This is a genomic window from Variovorax sp. GW821-FHT09D05 (genome assembly GCF_059416325.1).
Genome location: NZ_JBWKOZ010000007.1, coordinates 158,838 through 176,557, shown reverse-complemented (window position 1 = coordinate 176,557; position 17,720 = coordinate 158,838). Strand labels below are relative to the sequence as shown.

Below are 17,720 nucleotides of genomic sequence, written 5' to 3'. Positions count from 1 at the left end.
GGCATTCAAAGGAGTCGACATGGCTTTGGAACAACAGACAGTGGTGGTGGTCGGCGGATCGTCGGGCGTGGGGCTCGAAACCGTGCGGCGGCTCGCGGCAAGCGGTGCGCGGGTGATCGCGACCGGGCGCGACAACGGCAAGCTGCAAGAGGCGATCGGCGGACTGGGCGCGAACGTGAGCGGCGCGGCCTTCGATGCCTGCGACCGCGGCGCGCTCGATGCCTTCTTCGAGAAGACCGGGCCCGTCGACCACCTGGTGCTCACGCTCAGCGGCGGCGAGGGCGCGGGCGAGTTCGCGCAACTCGATCTTCAGTCGCTGCGCCGCGGCTTCGAGGCCAAGTTCTGGCCGCAGCTCGAAGCGGCGCAAGCCGGTGCGCGGGTGCTGCGCAAGGGCGGCAGCCTGACCTTCGTGACGGCGATCTCCGCGCGCAATTCGCTGCCCGGCACTGCCGGGCTGGCAGCGATCAACGGCGCGATCGAAGCGATGGTGGGCAGCCTGGCGCGCGAGCTGAAGCCGAGCCGGGTGAATGCCGTGTCACCCGGCCTCATCGACACGCCGTGGTGGAACCGCGTGCCAACCGCGATGAAGGACGACCTGTTCCGCCAGCAGGTCGAGACGCTTCCCGTCGGCCGCGTGGGGCAGCCGCAGGACGTGGCGCATGCCATCCAGTTCCTGATCGAGAACGGCTACACCACGGGCACGGTGATCGAGTGCGACGGCGGCTTGCGGCTGGTGTGAAGAAGAAGACGGCGGATCAGACCGCCGGCACGCGCCGTGCGTCCGCCGGACTCACGTTGCGCCGGTAGAGCACCAGCGTCGCGATCAGCCCGCAGATCGCGGCTGCCGTCATCCACAGGCCCGGCGCGCCCTTGTCGCCGGTCATCTCGATCAGCCCGGTTGCAATTGCCGGCGTGAAGCCGCCGAACAGCGCCGTCGCCAGGCTGTAGGCCAGCGAGAAGCCGGCGGTGCGCACGTTCACCGGCATCACTTCGGTCAGTGCCACGACCATCGCGCCGTTGTAGCTCGCGTAGAGGAACGACAGCCACAGCTCCACTTCGAGCATGCGCGCGAAGCTCGGCGCGCCCACCAGCCACTTGAGCGACGGGTACGCCGTGAGGATGGTCAGCACCGTGAACAGAATCAGCAGCGGCTTGCGGCCCACGCGGTCCGACAGCGAGCCCATGATCGGCAGCCAGATGAAGTTGGAGATGGCCACGCACAGCGTGACGATCAGCGCGTCGGTTGTGCTCAGGTGCAGCACGGCCTTGCCGAAGGTGGGCGTGTAGACGGTGATCAGATAGAACGACACCGTGGTCATCGACACCAGCATCATCCCGGCGACCACCAGGCCCCAGTTGGCGACCATCGACTGGAAGATCTCGCGCGCGTCGGGGCGGTGCTTGCGCGCCATGAACTCCTCGGTTTCCTGCAGCGAGCGGCGGATGATGAACAGCACCGGCACGATCAGGCAGCCCACGAAGAAGGGAATGCGCCAGTAGAAGTCGCCGATCTCCTGCGAGGTGAAGGTCACGTTGAGCCAGTAGCCGAGCGCGGCGGCGACGACGATGGCCACCTGCTGGCTGGCCGACTGCCAGCTCACGTAGAAGCCCTTGTGGCCCGGCGTCGCCATTTCCGACAGGTACACCGACACGCCGCCCAGCTCCACGCCGGCCGAGAAGCCCTGCAGCAGCCGGCCGATCAGCACCAGCAGCGGCGCGGCCAGGCCGATGGTGGCGTAGGCCGGCACGCAGGCGATCAGCAGCGTGCCCACGGCCATCAGTGCGAGCGTGACGATCAGGCCCTTGCGGCGGCCGACGCGGTCGACGTACGCGCCGAGAAAGATCGCGCCCAGCGGCCGCATCAGGAAGCCCGCGCCGAAGGTCATGAAGGTCAGCATCAGCGAGGCGAATTCGTTGCCCGCGGGGAAGAACGCCTTCGAGATCTGCGTGGCATAGAAGCCGAACAGGAAGAAGTCGAACATCTCCATGAAGTTGCCGCCCGTCACGCGCAGGACGGTGGCGACCTTGGAGGACGAGGCGGTGGAGGCGTGGGCGGCCGTGCCCGATTGCGCAGCGTTGGGCGCAGGATTCATCTTTTTGTCCCCTTGGGCTGTATTGGCGATGTGCTCGCACAAGGGTAGGCCGGACTCCCCGACCGCTACCTGACTGCGCAGGTCAGGTAGCTGTCACGCGCGCATTGCGTTACGTTGCGTCGCGCGGACGGACTTCAGGTTTTGTACTTGATCGAACAGCCGTAGGGCCGCGTACTGGCGGCCGATATCGGCTTGCCGCCGAAGGCCTCGCCCAGCGCCTGGTTCACGTAGTTGGTCGCGGTCTTGATGTCGTCCGCCCGCGCCGAGGCGATGCTGTCGATGCCGCCCGCGTACACCAGCGTGCCCTTGGGGTCGATGATGAAGATGTGCGGCGTGGTGCGCGCGCCGTAGACCTGGCCGATCAGGCCGTCTTCGTCCATCAGCACGGCGGTGGGTGCGGCCTTTTGCGACCTCATCCACGCGTCGAGCGCGTCGGGCTTCAGGTAGTCGGTGGCGGCGCGCTCGGTGGAGTTGATGGCCAGCCACACCACGCCCTTGTCGGTCGCGGCCTTCTGCGTGGCGGGCATGTTGCCGCTGCCGTAGTGCTTGCGCACGAAGGGGCAGCCGGGGTTGGTCCATTCGAGCACCACGAACTTGCCGGCGAAGTCCGAAAGCTTGTGCTTGGCGCCGCTGGTGTCTACGGCAACGAAATCGGGCGCCTGCTGGCCCACGGCGGGTGCGGCGGCGGCATTGCTGCCCATCAGGAAGGTGGCGCCGAGCGCCACGGCGGCGGCGACTACGGCACGGCGGGAGGCACGGCTCAGGGCGGCGCGGGCATGACGCGCGGCACGACGGGAACGCGAGTCTGTGGATGGCGAAAGAGACATGGCCAGCTTGAACTCCAAAACAAAATTCCAAACAACGAGTGCAGCTTAGAACGGTTTCTTCAAGTGCATGTGACAACCCATGTCACGGCGGTGGTCAAAGCGCGGCGAGCGCGGCGCGGACCTCGTCTTTACCGAGGATTTCGGTCAGCACGACCGGAGGCTTGCCCGGCGCCTGCAGCACGTACACCGGCACGCCGCTGCGGCCCAGCGCGGTGAGCGCCGCGGTGATGGCGGGGTCGCGCCGGGTCCAGTCGGCGCGCAGCATGGCGACCTTCTTGGCGTCGAAGTCGGCCAGCACCTGCGTGTCGGCCAGGGTGCTCTTCTTGTTGTACTGGCAGGTCACGCACCAGGCGGCGGTGAAGTCGATGAACACCGGCTGGCCGGCGCCAGACAGCTCGGCCACGCGCTCGGCGGACCATGGCTGCCAGCGCTGGCTGGCGGTGCCCTGGGCAGATGCCAGTCTGGCCGGCTCCACCACTTGCAACACATTGCGGCCGATAGTGGCGGTGAGCACGGCGGTGAAGCCGATCAGCATCGTCGCGATCACGACCCGCGTGCGTCCGCGCAGCGTGAACGCCCAGACGATGGCGGCCAGGCAGACCAGCAGCGCGAGCAGCGTGCCCGCGCCGTCGATGCCGCTTTGCTGGCCCAGCACCCACACCAGCCACGCCACGGTGGCGAACATCGGGAATGCGAGCAGGCGGCGCAGCGTGTGCATCCACGGGCCGGGCTTGGGCAGCAGGTGCGCGACGGCGGGCACGAAGCCGGCCAGCAGATACGGCAGCGCCAGCCCGAAGCCCAGCGCAACGAACAGCAGCAGCGCCTGGGCGGCCGGCAGGCCGATGGCGAAACCCATCGACGCGCCCATGAACGGCGCGGAGCACGGTGAGGCGATGACCACGGCAAGCACGCCGGAGAGGAAGTCGTTGGCCAGCGGGTGCTTGGCCTGCGCGCTGCACACCGACGAGGGTGCGGCCCGGCCGAACTCGAACACGCCCACGAGGTTGAGTCCGATCAGCGTGAACAGCGCCGCCAGCGCCGCGACCACGCCCGGCGACTGCAGCTGGAAGCCCCAGCCCAGCCCGGCGCCGGCCGCGCGCAACGCGAGCATGCCGCCGCCCAGCGCGAGGAAGGACAGCATCACGCCGCCCGTGTAGGCCAGCCCGGCCTTGCGGTGCGCGCTGGCGTTGCCCGCCTGCCGCGCGAAGCCCAGCACCTTGATCGCGAGGATCGGGAACACGCAGGGCATGAGGTTGAGCAGCAGGCCACCGAGCAGCGCGCCAAGCAGGGCGGCCATGAAGGTGGTCGAGGAGGGGGCGGGCAACTCGCCGGCCGGCGTTGCTGCTGCGCCGTTGTTGGCAGCGTTGGCGGTGAGCGCGGCCTGCAGCGCTGGCGACACCTCGGCGCGCGGCGCCGCGCCCGCAGGCCAGGCGCCCGTGACCGGCGCTTCGGCGCGCCAGGCCACCGGCTGGCCAGCTTGCCGGTCGGCCTCGGCCAGCGCCACCACCACCGGCATCGTCGTGGGGCTGGCGCTGCGCTGGTCGGCCAACGGCATCGTCGCGGTCCAGGTGCTGCCCTGCCAGGATTGGGTCCAGTCCTTGCCGGAGACGGCCGCGGTGCGGATCACCTCGGGAGTCTCGGGGAAGAAGCCCAGCGTCTTGCCCTGAACGGCGGCCGGCAGGCCTTCGAGCCGCACCTTCAGGTTGTGGCCGTCGACTTCGACGGTGCCGGGCTTGGCCAGCGGCTGGGGCTGGGCCGCCGCGGCGGTGTCGAAATCGGCCTTGTGCAGCGCGGTCGAGCCTTGCAGCGGCAGGGCCAGCGTGAACGTGCCCTCTTCGGGAATGCATTCCTTGCGGCAGACCAGCCAGGAGGCCTTCAGCTGGATGTCCATCGCCGGCGTGCCGCCCAGCACCACCGGCGGCTTGTAGAGCGTCGACACCTCCAGCGGCACCGGCAGCAGCACGGTGTTCTCGTAGCCGTAGTTGGCGAGGCTGCCGACCGGAATCTTCTTCGGCACCGGCCAGGCGATTTCGCCGGTGGACACGCCGGCCGGCAGGGTCCACGTCATCTCGGTGGGCAGGCCCGAATCGCCGGCGTTCTTCCAGTAGGTGTGCCACTCGGGCTGGTGCGTGATCTGCAGGCCGACCCACACCGGGGCGCCGGGCGTCACGCCGTCGGGGGCGTGTGCGATCAGTTCGGCGCGTACGTGGGGAGTGGTTACAACCGCGCCCGGCTTGGATGGCAGGCTGGCCGTCGATTGCGCCGCAGCCGGCATGCTGGCTGCGGCTGTTGCTATCAGAAGCGTAGCGAAATGGATGCGCGAAAAGATCATGCCGTCAGTCGGAGCATTCAGTGGGGGCGAAGTTCCGGGTGTTTCAGGCGGCCAAATCGGCTGATGAGGCCCAACCCAGCACCACGCGCCGGCTGTTGGCGCTCTTCTTCTCGATCTTGGTGACCACTACCGCCCCGATTTCCGAAGTGTTTGCAACATGCGTGCCGCCGCAGGGCTGGAAGTCGATCTGCGCGTCGCCTTCGCCCGTTCCGCCGATTCGGATGGTGCGCACCGTGCCCGTGCCGCGCGGCGGCTGCACGCTCATGCTCTTGACCAGCGCGGGGTTGGCGTCGAGCTCCTCGTCGGTGATGGCGCCCACGGTCAGCGGGTGGGCGGCTTCGACCAGCCTGGCGAGGCCGGCGGTCAGGGCTTCCTTGTCCAGCGGGTCGGTCATGTGGAAGTCGAGCCGTGCGTACTCGGGGGTGATGGAGCAGCCGTTCACCGGCTGCGGCACCAGATGGCACAGGAGATGGGTGGCGGTGTGGAAGCGCATGAGCCGGTGGCGGCGCTCCCAGTCGAGGCGGGCGGTGACGGTGTCGCCGGGCTCCAGCGCGGCCAGCAGCTCGGCTTGCTCGGGGGCCGGCACGTGGACGAATTCATTGGTCGGCAGGCCCTCCGCATCCTTGGCCTTGCGGGTGTCGGCAATGACCAGTTCACGCCCGTCGGCCAGGGCCAGCACGCCGCTGTCTCCAGCCTGCCCGCCGCCCAGCGGATAGAACACGGTGCGGTCCAGCACGATGCCGGTGTCGTCGATGCGCAGCACGCGGGCCTCGCAGGTGCGCAGGTAGGCGTCGGCACGGAACAGGTCGTCGGTCATCAGGCGATGGTAGCGGCGATGCGCAAATGAGGTGCGCCCACGCCAGAAAGCGCCCACGACCGACAACCCCGGGGCTGCCCGCCTGTGGATGATCCGGTGCATGCGGCCCCCGGCCGCGCAAGGACCATGCATGAATGAACCGCAGCAAGCACCCACCCGCACAGTGTTTCCCTGGCAGACGACCACCCTGGCCCTGGCCGCCGCACTGCTGGTCGCCGGCTGCGGCGAGGCCGCCAAGCTGGCGCCCGAGCTGACCACCGGCCCCCGCCCACAGCTGGCCGAGCCGAACAAGACCCTGATTCCCACCGTCAACGTGGCCACCGCCGTCGGCTGGACCGACACCGCCTCGCCCACCCCGGCCGAAGGCCTGCAGGTGACGGCGCTGGCACGCGGCCTCGACCACCCGCGCTGGGTCTACACCCTGCCCAACGGCGACATCCTCGTGGCCGAGAGCAACAAGCCGCCCAAGCCCGGCGGCGGCGCCACCGATGGCGGCGATGGCCTCATGGCCAAGATCCGCAACTGGGTCATGGGCAAGGTCATGGGCCGCGCCGGCGCCGGCGTGCCCAGCGCCAACCGCATCACCCTGCTGCGCGACGCCAACGGCGACGGCCTGGCCGAAGTCAGGCAGGTGTTCATGACCAACCTGATGTCGCCCTACGGCATGGCGCTGGTCGGCAACGAACTCTTCATTGCCAACGCCGATGCGCTGGTGAAGGTGCCCTACACAGAAGGCCAGACCTCGATCAGCGCCAACCCCACGCTGGTGACGCCGCTGCCCGCCGGCATCAACCACCACTGGACCAAGAACGTGATCGCCAACGCAGACGGCAGCAAGCTCTACGTGACGGTCGGCTCCAACAGCAACATCGGCGAGAACGGCCTCGCGGCCGAAGAGGGCCGCGCCGCCATCTGGGAAGTCGACACCAAGACCGGCGAGAAGCGCCTGTTCGCCAGCGGCCTGCGCAACCCCAACGGCATGGGCTGGGACCCGGACACCAAGGCGCTGTGGACCGTGGTGAACGAGCGCGACGAAATCGGCAGCGACCTCGTGCCCGACTACCTCACCTCGGTAAAAGACGGCGCCTTCTACGGCTGGCCCTGGAGCTACTACGGCGGCATCGTCGATGCGCGCGTGACGCCGCAGAACCCCGAGATGGCGGCCAAGGCCATCGCGCCCGACTACGCGCTGGGCTCGCACGTCGCGCCGCTGGGCCTGGCGTTCTCGCGCGCGGGCGGCATGCCCGAGCAGTTCGCCAGCGGCGTCTTCATCGGCGAGCACGGCTCGTGGAACCGCAAGCCCAAGTCGGGCTACAAGGTGGTGTTCGTGCCCTTCATCGGCGGCAAGCCCAGCGGACCGCCAGTCGACGTGCTGACCGGCTTCCTGACGGCCGACGAGAAGGCGCAGGGCCGGCCGGTGGGCGTGGCGCTGGACAAGGGCGGCGCGCTGATCGTGGCGGACGACGTGGGCAACGCCGTGTGGCGTGTGTCGAAGGCGAGGTAACGCTTCTTCAGCGCTGGATTCGGTAGAGGCGGTGCCGGCGCAGCGGATGCCCCTCGGGCACCAGCGGGTGATCGAATGCACCGGCCACGTCTTCCTTCATTCCGATGCGTTCCATCACCGCTGCCGATCGGGTGTTGTTCCAGGCGGTGAATGCCACGATCTCGGCGAGCCCGAGCTTTTCGAAGCCGACCTGCAGCGCACCGCGCGCCGCCTCGCTCGCAAAACCCTGGCCCCACCACTTGCGAGCGAAGCGCCAGCCGATCTCGACGCATGGCGAAAACGGCAGGTCGGCCAGCGGCGAGTTCAGCCCGGTGAAGCCCATGAACTCGCCGGACGCCTTGTGCTCCACGGCCCAGAAGCCCCAGCCGTTCTCGGCAATGCGCGTCTTGATGCGCTCGACCAGCGCATCGCTGTCGGCCCGCGTGGCCAGCGGCAGCAGGAATTCCATCACCTGCGGGTCGCAGGCAAGCGCAAAAAATGGCGCGAGATCGCTCTCGCGCCATTGGCGCATCCGCAGGCGTTCGGTTTCGAATTCGATGATGAGGCGAGGACGGGCAGCGTTATCGGTCATGCGACCGATTGTGCTGACTCAGAACCCCGCCAGCACCACCTTGCCCTGCGCCTTGCCGCTCTCGACCAGCGCATGTGCACGCTGAAGGTTCGCGGCGTTGATGGTGCCGAAGCTCGCGTTCGCCGTCGTGCGGATTCGGCCCGCGTCGACCAGCGCCGCCACTTCCGCCAGCAGCGCACCCTGCTCGGCGATGTCCGGCGTCTCGAAGCGCGAGCGCGCGAACATCATTTCCCAGTGCAGCGAGATGCACTTGGTCTTCAGCGGCATCGCGTCGAACACCTTCATGTCGTCGATCACCGCCAGCTGGCCCTGGGGCTTGAGGCTTTCGATGATCTGCGCGTAGTGCTGCTCGGTCTGCGTGAGGCTGGCGACCATGTCGACTTCGCCGATGCCGGCCGCCTTGAGCTCGGCCGCGAGCGGCTTCGAATGGTCGATGACCACGTGTGCGCCCAATTCCAGGCACCACGCGCGCGTTTCGGCACGCGAGGCGGTGGCGACGATGCGCAGCTTGGTGAGCTGGCGCGCCAGCTGGATGAGGATGGAGCCGACTCCGCCTGCGCCACCGGTAATCAGCAGCGTCTGGCCTTCGCCGCCGCCAGCACTACCGTTTTTGGGCACCTGCAGGCGGTCGAACAGCAGCTCGTACGCGGTGATGGTGGTCAGCGGCAGCGCGGCGGCCTGTGCGTCGTCCAGGCTCTTCGGTGCGATGGCGGCGATGCGCTCGTCCACCGCGTGCAGCTCGGCATTCGCGCCCGGCCGGATGATCGAGCCCGCGTAGTACACGCGGTCGCCCACCTTGAAGTTCTTCACGCCGCTGCCGATGGCCTCGACCGTGCCGACGGCGTCCCAGCCCAGCACCTTGGCCTGGCCGGCCTCGGGCGCGGCGTTCTTGCGGACCTTGGTGTCCACCGGGTTGACCGACACCGCCTTCACGCGCACCAGCAGGTCGCGGGGGCCCGCCACGGGAGCGGGCAGCTCGATGTCCTGCAGCGATTCGGGGTTGTCGATGGGGAGGGGCTGGTAATAGCCGACGGCTTTCATGACGGGAACCTTTCAGTAACGATGCCTCGAATGTAGGATCGCAAGACCGGTTTGATAAGGTGGCTAAAACCAGCAACACTTTCAAATGAAGATTGAAAATATCTCCGATCTGCAGGTGCTGGTGCACACGGCGCGCGGCGGCACGCTCACGGCGGCGGCGCATGCGCTGGGCATCACGCCCGCGGCCGCCAGCGCCACGCTCAAGCGGCTGGAGGCCCAGCTCGGCGCGCGCCTGTTCGAGCGCTCCACCCGCGCCATGCGCCTCACGCCGCAGGGCCAGACGCTGCTCGACTACGCGGTGCGTGCGTTCGAGCTGCTGGACGAGGGCGAATCGCTGGTCACGGCCGACCGCGGCGAGCTGGTCGGCACGCTGCGCGTGGCCTCGCCGTCCGATCTCACGCGCAGCACGCTGCTGCCGTGGTTCGACGAATTCCTGGCGCTGCACCCCGGCGTGCAGCTGTCGCTTTCGGTGGGCGACCGCCCGCTGGACGTGATGCGAGACGAGGTCGACGTGGCGCTGCGCTACGGCGCGCTGGCCGATTCGCGGCTGGTGGCGCGGCCCTTTGCCCTGACCAACCCGGTGCTCACCGCCTCGCCCGATTACCTGCGCCGCAATTCCGCGCCGAAGGTGCCGCAAGACCTGGTGCACCACAACTGCCTGACCTTCAATCGCTCGGGGCGGCGGCATCGCGTGTGGCGGTTTGCGCAGAACGGGCAGTGGACCGAGGTGCGAGTGAACGGCAATCGCAGCGTGGATGACGCCTCGCTGGCGCGCGAATGGACGGTGGCGGGGTATGGCGTGTCGCTCAAGTCGGCGCTTGATGTGCGTAACGACATTCGTGAAGGGCGCCTCGTGCGGCTGCTGCCTGAATGGGAGACCGAGCCTTACCCGCTGCATGCGCTGTTGCCGAGTGGGCGCTTCGTGCCTGCGCGGGTACGGGCTTTTGTCGACTTTCTTGCTTTGAAGTTCGAGACTTTGCTGGCCTTGGGGTGAGTTTTTTTCCGGGGCCGGGACTCGCCCCGGCGGGCGACTTGCCCTCAGATCATTGGGGTGACGGCGCCGTCCATCGCCACGATGGCGCCGGTCACGTAGCTTGCCTTCGGCGACGCCAGGAATACCACCGTGTTGGCGATTTCCTCTGGTGTTGCGATGCGGCCCAGCGGCAAGCGGGCCTTGGCGCGCTGCAGTGCTTCGTCGGTGCCGATGCCTTGCAGCTTCGCGTCGGCCTTCATGCCTTCCTGCAGCCGCTCGGTCAGTGTGAGTCCTGGGTTCACTGCGTTCACGCGCACGCCTTTGCCGGCGTAGGCAGCGGCCATGCCGGCGCTCACCAGCATCAGCGCCGCATTGGCCGCGCCGCCGGCCATGTGCACGGGGCTCGCGACTTTGCCGCCCTGGCCGATCACGTTGACGATGGCGCCGCGGCCGCGTTGGCCCATGCGCTTCACGACCGGGTCGATCATGTGGATGTAGGTGAAGTACTTCGCGTCCATCGCGTCGTGCCACGAGGCGGCGGTCAGATCGTCTGGCGGGGTGCGGCGCGCGGCGCCGGCCGAGTTGACTAGCACGTCGACCGCACCGAAGGCTTTCTCTGCCGCATCGAGCGCGGCCACTGCGCTGGCCGGGTCCTTGAGGTCGGCCGCATGCACGGAGACCCGGCCTTCGGCCTGCGCGAAGGTCTCGATCAGCGTCTCGCGGCCCTGCTCCAGGTTGGCGATGTCGCGTGACACGAGGCTCACGCGCGCGCCTTCGCGCAAAAAGCCCAGTGCGCAGGCCAGCCCGATGCCCTTGCTGCCGCCGGTGATGAGTACGTGCTGGTCCTGGAGCTGGAGGTCCATGAAAGAGTCCTTGCCGTGATGAGTGGTGTGAATCGGCGATTGAAGCATCGCCGCGAAACCCCTGCACGGACGCGGCTGTACCCCTCAGCGCCGCGCGGCTGCGCGCTGCAGCGGCTCGGGCTCCAGCGCGCCCGGCGCGGTGTCGGTGGCGTCGCGCAGGTGGCCGTTGTTGTCGTGGTGCACCAGCAGCTGCCGCGTGCGCTGCCAGGCCGACAGCCGCGCGGGCGGCACCTCGATGTACGAAGCCAGCGCGAATAGCGACGACTGCTCCTGCTCCGGCGGGGCCTCGCGCCGGTGCTGGCGGCGGCGCCACGGCGCCATCATCAGCATCGACACCAGGATCACGCCGATCACTACCGCATACAGGCCCAGCAGGTGCAGCACCTCGGGTTGCGAGCGCGCGCCCAGCACATAGGGCCACGCATACCAGACCGCGCAGAACCAGATCGCGATGGTGATGGCGGGGCGCAGCACGCGCAGCCACAGGTACATGGCCAGCGTGCGCTGCGGCGAGCGGCCGCTGCCGAACGCGCGCAGCGAGATGCGCGCGGCGTCGATGATCGGTTCGTCCACGGCGGGCTGCCCCCAGGAGCGCTGGCGGCTCGGCGGCGGTTTGTCGTCGTGCGGTCGGCTGTGGGCATGGGTCTCAAGGTGCATCGGAAACTCCTCGGTCAGGGCTCGTCCACACCGCGCGCTTGCCGCGGCGGCGTATCAGAGCGTTGGGAAGGGCGACGACGGTGCTCGCCATCGTGATGGTCCAGAAAGCGATCGGATACCAGATCGTTCCGGCGAAATAGCGCATAAGGTCGCGGTCGTAGCGGCGGTCGATCCACAGGCTCAGCAGCATCTGCAGGATGCAGGTCATGGCCAGCAGCGTGCCCTGCCAGTGCGGCAGCAATGCCGAGTGCCAGGACGAGTCGGCCGGCAGGAACGGGCGCACCAGGCTGACGAGCAGCACCCCGGCCATCGCATAGGCCCAGACCACGCTCGTCATGTACTCGAAGTAGATGAGCCACATGCGCCAGTGGCGCGGCCGCAGGATCTTCGAGGTGTAGCGCAGCATGGTCTGGATGCCGCCGACGGCCCAGCGCAGGCGCTGCTTCCAGAGACCGCGCAAGGTCTCGGGCATCAAGATCCAGCACAGCGCGCGCGGCTCGAAGCGCAGCTGCCAGCCGCCGAGCTGGAGCTTCCAGCTCATGTCGATGTCCTCGGTGAGCACGTCGGGGCTCCAGAAGCCCACTTCCAGCACGGCGCGGCGGCGGAACATGGCAATCACGCCCGACACCGTGAACAACGTGCCCACCAGCTGCTGCGATCGCTTGATGAGCCCGATGATCGAAGAGAACTCGCCCACCTGCATGCGTCCCAGCAGCGTGGTGCGGGTGCGGATGCGCGGGTTGCCCGTGACCGCGCCGATGCGCTCCGACGCCAGCATCGGCTGCAGCATCCACGCAATGGCGTCCTCGTCGATCAGCGCGTCGCCGTCGATGCCCAGGATGTATTCGCCGCGCGCGAGCTGGCAGGCGGTGTTGAGCCCGACTGCTTTACCCTGGTTGCTGGCGTTGTGGATCACGCGCAGGCGGCCGTACTCCTTCGTCATCTCGTCGAGCAGCTCGCCGGTGCCGTCGGTGCTGCCGTCGTTCACGGCGATGACCTCGTAGTGCGGGTAGCGCGTGCGCATCAGCTGCTCGATCACCTCGCGCAGGTGCGGCGCTTCGTTGAAGCATGGCACCACCACCGTGACCAGCGGGTGCGAGGGCAGCAGGGTGAGCGGGTTCACGTCGACGTCGCGCTTGCGCTCGAACACCCACGCATGCGAGAGGCCGCCCGCCATCCACACATAGGCCATGAAGAACGGGTAGTAGAAGACGAAGCCGAACAGCAGCGTGGGCAGCGTCTGCGCGAGGAACTGTGTGGTGGTCATGGCGACCGTTCTCCTGGCGCGGCTTGCGCGGGCTGTGCGGGAGTTTCCGCGGCGGAAGGCGTGCGCAATGCGCGCGGCAGCAGCGTGCGCACCGAGATCGCGCGGCGCACGGTCTCCAGCGATGGCTGGTTATCGAGGAAGTCGTCGGGGTAGTAGCCCAGGTGGCGCACGCCGGCGCGCTGCAGCAGCGTCCACTGGCGCGCGAGTTCCGCGTCGGGCACGGGCTTGCCGGTGCGCCAGTCGCGCGCCTGCAGCTCGAACACCGTGCCGTCGAGGCCGCGCGGCGTATCGGCCACGCGACGCGCGAGCCGGCCCAGCCACGCGTCCGCATCGGTCTCGCGCTCCATGCGCGGCATCGCCATCAACGCGACGTAGTCGTAGGCGGCGAGCGAGGCTTCGTAGTTCTGCGCGAACCACTGCTCGGCCTGGGGCTCCAGCACCGGGCGCGCGTAGAGGTTGCGCGCAGTTTCCAGCGCGGGCCGCCAGGCTCCCACGCGCGCGGCGAGCTCCTGCGTGAACGCGATCAGGTAGCGGGTCTTGGCGGTGGTCCAGCGCGCCATCAGTTCCGGGTTCGCGCGGATCGCGGCCACGTCTGCCGGCAGGCCCCATTGCGCATAGGTGGCCAGCGCGGCGGGGCTCGCGTCCTCGTCGTCGGACAGGGTCGCGTCGTCGTGGAACAGCAGACCTTCGAAGAAGGCGTGGCTGCCAAGGTCTTCGTAGATGTCGCCGACCAGCGCGCGCACCGCGGGGTCGAAGGGTGTGAGCCGGTGGTAGCGGTCGGCCGGCATCGCGGCGCCTTGCGCCGCCACCGTGTGCGTGGCGAGCGGGTTCGAGGCCGGCAGCCGGAAGGCCGTTACCGGCATCCACGCGTAGACCTTCACGCCGGTGCGGCTGCGCAGTTGCCACGCAGCGCGGCCGAACAGGTCGGCGCGCACCGGCAGATGGCGGTTGGGAAAGTACAGCGCGTCGGCCACGCCGTCGCCGTCGGGGTCGGCATAGGCCTGCAGGAACACCGAGCGCGGGCGCACGGCGGCCACGCGGTCGATCAGCGCCGAGAGGTTGCGCTCCTGCTGGGCCGGGTCGGGGTCGTACACGTAGTCGAGGTCGACGTGCATCACGCGGTTGACGGGCCGCACTTCGCCGCCCACGGGGCTGCGCAGCAGCTGCGCGTATTCGGGCGCCTCGTTGTCGTAGGCCGCGAGCGCTCGGCGGATTCGGGTGAGCGGCACGGTGGGCGTGTTCGAGCCGTCGTCCAGCGTGAAGGTGATGGGCATGCCCGCGCGCGCGGAGGCTTTCAGCGCCGCGTCGTTGTAGGCGCCGTAGGGCCACACCATGGCGCGCACCTTCGCGCCGGTGCGTTTCTCGATGAGCTCGCGGCTGCGGCGCAGGTCGGTCTCGATGCGCCGGGTGTAGGCGGCGTCGTCCTCGTAGCGGCCGGTCTTCGGGTCGTAGCGGTGCGTGGCCGCGGCCGGCAGCATGTTGCCCTGCGGGTTGGCGAGGATGCCGGTGTGCATTGCGTCGGTATGGCTCGCGAACTCGACGAGGCCCGAGCGCGCCATCTCGGCGGCTTCGCTCCACAGCAGGAAGTCTTCGCGCGGCGCGGGCTTGTCGCCCCAGTGCACCTGCTGGCCTTGGGGCACTTCGAGCCAACTGGTCACCAGCGCCATCAGCGCGGGGTAGTTGTAGCGCTTGAGCAGCGGAAACACCTTGGTGTAGGCGCTGCGGTAGCCATCGTCGAAGGTCAGCAGCACGGGCCTGGGCGGCAGCGGCTTGCCGCCGGCGCGCGCGTCGACGATCTGCTGCAGGCTCACCGGGTGGTAGCCGCTGTATTGCAGCCAAGCGAACACTTCGGCGAAGGTGCGCTCGTCCACGGCAGTCTCGTCGGGCGAGGTCTCGAAGCTCGCACGCACGTTGGTGCGCACGTCGTGGAAGGAGATCACGCGAAAGCTCAGGCCGTCGTCGGTGTCGGCGCTCGGCAGCGGCTGTGCAAGGGCCGGCAGGCAGAGCGCCAGCAGCAGCCATGGCAGGGCCGCGCGCAGGAAGGTGAAAGGGTTCTTCGTCGTTCTTCGCATCACGGCAGGGGCGTCGAGAGGTTCAGGAAGGCGCCGCGCTGTCGTTCGCGCACGCCGTCGTAGGGATGGCTGGAAATGCTCAGGCCGTAGCGCAGCGCGAGCCTGGGGCCGAGGTTCCAGCGGTGCTCGTAGCGCAAGGTCCACATCGGGCCGCTGCCGAAGCCGGCCTGCCGGTAGCTGCCACCGCCGAGCTCCACGGCCTGGAAGAACTGGCGGTCGTCGCGCTTCCAGTTGAGCCATTGCGCGCGCACGCTGAGTTGCACGCTGCTGTCGCTCGAGGGGTTGAAGTAGGGCGCGGTGCCGATGACGCGGCCGCGGCTCGCGTCGGCGCCAAGCTTCGTTTCGAGCTGGAAGCCCGGCGTGCTGACCCAGCGCTCGCTCCAGCCGATGTCGAAGCCGTTGCGCAGGTTACCGTCGCTGAAGTCCAGCTGCTGCCACTTCAGGTCGAAGCGGCGCGACTCGTTCACCACATAGCCCACGCTCGCGCCGGCTTCGCGCGCGCCGATGCCGGCCACGCGCGCCTTCCACGGCAGCTCCTTGCTGTCGCCGTCATAGGTGGCCGACAGCCGCCACGCGTCGCCCGCGCGGTAGTCGAGCCGGCCGGCCACGCTGTTGCGGTAGGGGCCGCTGTTGGCGTGCTGCAGCGCGCCTTCGGCCAGCCAGCGGCCGCGCTGCCAGCCCAGGCCGAGGCCGCCGCGTGCCCAGTTGGCGTTGCCGATGTCGGTGACGCCGCGGCCCAGCGACTGGTCGTAGAACACGCGCCACTGGTCGTCGATGAGGCCGGAGCTGAGCCGGCTGTCGATGCGCCATTCGCGGTTGGCGATGGCCGCGCCGCCGGAGGAGGCTTCGGCGTCCACGTCGAGCCGCGGGCCGACCTGGGCGCGGCGCTTGCGCTCCATGTCGCGCACCTGCACCGAGTCCGGCAGGTCGGCCGCGAGCGATTCGGCGCGCCGGCGGGCTTCGGCGAATTCGCCGGCATCGAGCAGGGCCTCGACATGGCCGGTGCGCGCGCCGATGTCGTAGGGCGAGTCGGCCGCCAGCGCCTCGAAGCGCGCGAGCGCGGCTTCGGGGTGTTCGCGCAGGCGCTCGGTGAGGGCTGCGCCGTAGGCATAGCCCGGGTTGAGCGGCGCTTCGCGCGTCAGCACCGAGAAGCTCTGCTGCGCCAGCGCCGGCCGGTCTGTGTAGAGCTGCGTCAGGCCGCGCAGGCCGCTCACGTCGGTGTACTCGCCGTTGGGGCGGCCGGCTTCGGGCGTGAGGCGCAGCAGGGCGGGCGTGCCGTGCTCCAGACGCTGCAGCAGCGCCTCGGCGTCCTCGAAGCGGCCTGTGTCCTGGTAGGCGTAGAGCAATCCGAAGTAGAGCGGGTCGGGCGTCTGCAGCTCGGCGCCGCCGCGTGCCACGGCCGCCTCGTAGACCGGCACGGCCTCGGCCGAGCGGCGCTCCTGCGCGAGGGCGCGTGCCGCGGCCCCGAGGCCGTAGAAGGGCAGCTCCATGCCAGTGGCGCGCGCCGTGTCGTAGAGCGCGATGGCGTCGGTCGGGCGGCCGCTTTCGACCAGCGCCAGCAGGCGATCGGACAGTAGGCGCACGCGCACGGTGCACCATGCATCGGCATCGCTGGCGTCAGCTTGCAGGGCCGCGGCATCGGCCCGCGCCATCGCGGTCTCCTGGTCGGCGAGCACGCGGTCGAGCGCGACGAGGCGCTCCGCGCCCAGTCGCTGGTCGCGCGCCTGGATCGCCCAGCGCAGCCGCTGCGCCAGCGCCTCCTGCTGCAGGGTCGAGAGCGCCAGCGGCGAGAAGCTGCCCGGCGCGGCACGCTCCGCCGCTTCTGCGTCTTCGAAGGCGCTCGATGCGGCGCCGGCGCTGGCGAGCAGGAAGTCGGCCTCGCGGCGGATGTCGCGGCGTTCGGGCCGCAGCGCGCCGGCCTCGGTGTAGGCAGCGAGCGCCTGCAGCGGGTCTTTCGCCGCGCGCGCCAGGGCGGCACGCAGCTCCAGCAGCGCGACGCGGTCTTCGATCTGCGTGGGCGCCGGCTGCGACAGCGCGCGGTACAGCGCCTGCGCGCCCGCGACGTCGCCGCTGTCGATGCGCCACCAGGCTTCGTGCAGGCGCGGCTCGCGGGCCCTGGGCTGCCGAGCGCGCCAGACGGCCACGGCCTCGCCCTGCAGGGCGAGCTCATGAGTGCGCCGCGCGGCCAGCGCGAGCGGGCCCAGGGCATAGTCGCTCAGCTTCGACGGTGCGAACTGGCGGCCCAGCGCCACGGCTTCGGCGAACTGGCCGTCGCCAGCGGCGATCGCGATGGCATCGGAAGCCACGCGCTGGCGGGCGTCGTCGCCGATGGGCGCCGCAAGCCAGGCCTTCAATTGCTGGAGCGCCTGGGTCGCGGTAACGCGGCCTTCGCGCCGCGCGACGATCAGCGCATCGTGCTGCCGGACGTCGTAGGTCGTGGCGGCGATAGCGGCAGACGGCTGCGCGAGCACTGCGGGCGTGACGAGGGCCAGTGCGCAGGCTGCTAGAGGTGGAAATCCTTGTGATGTATGTGCAAGGCGATGAGACAACGAGCAGGCGAGCGCAGCTTTGCGCCCGGCCATGACCGTGCCTCCAGCTTTTTTCTGGATGAACACTCTGCTCCCTTGAATTCGGACTGCGGTTTCCGGCGACCGAAGCCGCAGCGAAAACCGGGTCGCCAGCGTATGTGACAGGCCGGCAACC

The 17,720-nt window shown here is 69.3% G+C and carries 14 protein-coding genes; 3 read left to right on the top strand and 11 right to left on the bottom strand.

Features of this window, described 5'->3' with window-relative positions:
* The first annotated feature begins 19 nt into the window (after window positions 1–19).
* Window positions 20–739, top strand: a complete 720-nt coding sequence (locus AC07O3_RS20225) for an SDR family oxidoreductase (protein ID WP_495340177.1) — start codon at window positions 20–22, stop codon at window positions 737–739.
* A gap of 16 nt (window positions 740–755) precedes the next feature.
* Here AC07O3_RS20225 and AC07O3_RS20220 read toward each other — a convergent pair whose 3' ends face one another.
* The 4 genes from AC07O3_RS20220 to AC07O3_RS20205 all read right to left on the bottom strand — a co-directional run bounded on the left by AC07O3_RS20220 (window position 756) and on the right by AC07O3_RS20205 (window position 6,069).
* Window positions 756–2,093, bottom strand: a complete 1,338-nt coding sequence (locus tag AC07O3_RS20220; protein WP_093178278.1) for an MFS transporter — start codon at window positions 2,091–2,093, stop codon at window positions 756–758.
* 134 nt (window positions 2,094–2,227) lie between these two features.
* Entirely contained in the window at window positions 2,228–2,920 is a 693-nt protein-coding gene (locus tag AC07O3_RS20215; protein ID WP_176928854.1) for a thioredoxin family protein, read from the bottom strand.
* A 94-nt stretch (window positions 2,921–3,014) separates the two neighbouring features.
* The gene (locus tag AC07O3_RS20210) at window positions 3,015–5,252 is read right to left on the bottom strand and encodes a protein-disulfide reductase DsbD family protein (protein ID WP_495340176.1); all 2,238 of its coding nucleotides are present in this window, start codon (window positions 5,250–5,252) and stop codon (window positions 3,015–3,017) included.
* Window positions 5,253–5,295: 43 nt separating this feature from the next.
* Complete coding sequence (locus tag AC07O3_RS20205; protein WP_495340175.1) at window positions 5,296–6,069, bottom strand: alanyl-tRNA editing protein; 774 nt, start codon at window positions 6,067–6,069, stop codon at window positions 5,296–5,298.
* A 130-nt stretch (window positions 6,070–6,199) separates the two neighbouring features.
* On the opposite strand from AC07O3_RS20205, the gene AC07O3_RS20200 reads away from it, so the two are divergent.
* The gene (locus AC07O3_RS20200; protein WP_495340174.1) at window positions 6,200–7,573 is read left to right on the top strand and encodes a PQQ-dependent sugar dehydrogenase; all 1,374 of its coding nucleotides are present in this window, start codon (window positions 6,200–6,202) and stop codon (window positions 7,571–7,573) included.
* Between the two features lie 7 nt (window positions 7,574–7,580).
* Here the strand turns inward: AC07O3_RS20200 and AC07O3_RS20195 are convergent, their stop codons facing one another.
* Complete coding sequence (locus AC07O3_RS20195) at window positions 7,581–8,144, bottom strand: GNAT family N-acetyltransferase (RefSeq protein WP_495340173.1); 564 nt, start codon at window positions 8,142–8,144, stop codon at window positions 7,581–7,583.
* Window positions 8,145–8,162: 18 nt separating this feature from the next.
* Complete coding sequence (locus AC07O3_RS20190) at window positions 8,163–9,185, bottom strand: zinc-binding alcohol dehydrogenase family protein (RefSeq protein WP_307616846.1); 1,023 nt, start codon at window positions 9,183–9,185, stop codon at window positions 8,163–8,165.
* 85 nt (window positions 9,186–9,270) lie between these two features.
* On the opposite strand from AC07O3_RS20190, the gene AC07O3_RS20185 reads away from it, so the two are divergent.
* Window positions 9,271–10,179, top strand: a complete 909-nt coding sequence (locus tag AC07O3_RS20185; RefSeq protein WP_495340172.1) for a LysR family transcriptional regulator — start codon at window positions 9,271–9,273, stop codon at window positions 10,177–10,179.
* Between the two features lie 44 nt (window positions 10,180–10,223).
* Here AC07O3_RS20185 and AC07O3_RS20180 read toward each other — a convergent pair whose 3' ends face one another.
* The 5 genes from AC07O3_RS20180 to pgaA all read right to left on the bottom strand — a co-directional run bounded on the left by AC07O3_RS20180 (window position 10,224) and on the right by pgaA (window position 17,599).
* On the bottom strand, window positions 10,224–11,021 hold the full coding sequence (locus AC07O3_RS20180; RefSeq protein ID WP_495340171.1) for an SDR family oxidoreductase: 798 nt from the start codon (window positions 11,019–11,021) through the stop codon (window positions 10,224–10,226).
* Window positions 11,022–11,105: 84 nt separating this feature from the next.
* Window positions 11,106–11,678 (bottom strand): poly-beta-1,6-N-acetyl-D-glucosamine biosynthesis protein PgaD, encoded by a 573-nt coding sequence (pgaD, locus tag AC07O3_RS20175; RefSeq protein ID WP_495340170.1) that lies wholly within the window; start codon window positions 11,676–11,678, stop codon window positions 11,106–11,108.
* Complete coding sequence (pgaC, locus tag AC07O3_RS20170) at window positions 11,668–12,945, bottom strand: poly-beta-1,6-N-acetyl-D-glucosamine synthase (protein WP_093057234.1); 1,278 nt, start codon at window positions 12,943–12,945, stop codon at window positions 11,668–11,670. Before pgaC ends, pgaD begins: the two co-directional genes overlap by 11 nt.
* Window positions 12,942–15,017 (bottom strand): poly-beta-1,6-N-acetyl-D-glucosamine N-deacetylase PgaB, encoded by a 2,076-nt coding sequence (gene pgaB, locus AC07O3_RS20165; RefSeq protein ID WP_495340169.1) that lies wholly within the window; start codon window positions 15,015–15,017, stop codon window positions 12,942–12,944. Before pgaB ends, pgaC begins: the two co-directional genes overlap by 4 nt.
* Window positions 15,017–17,599 (bottom strand): poly-beta-1,6 N-acetyl-D-glucosamine export porin PgaA, encoded by a 2,583-nt coding sequence (pgaA, locus tag AC07O3_RS20160; protein WP_495340168.1) that lies wholly within the window; start codon window positions 17,597–17,599, stop codon window positions 15,017–15,019. Before pgaA ends, pgaB begins: the two co-directional genes overlap by 1 nt.
* Window positions 17,600–17,720 lie beyond the last annotated feature (121 nt).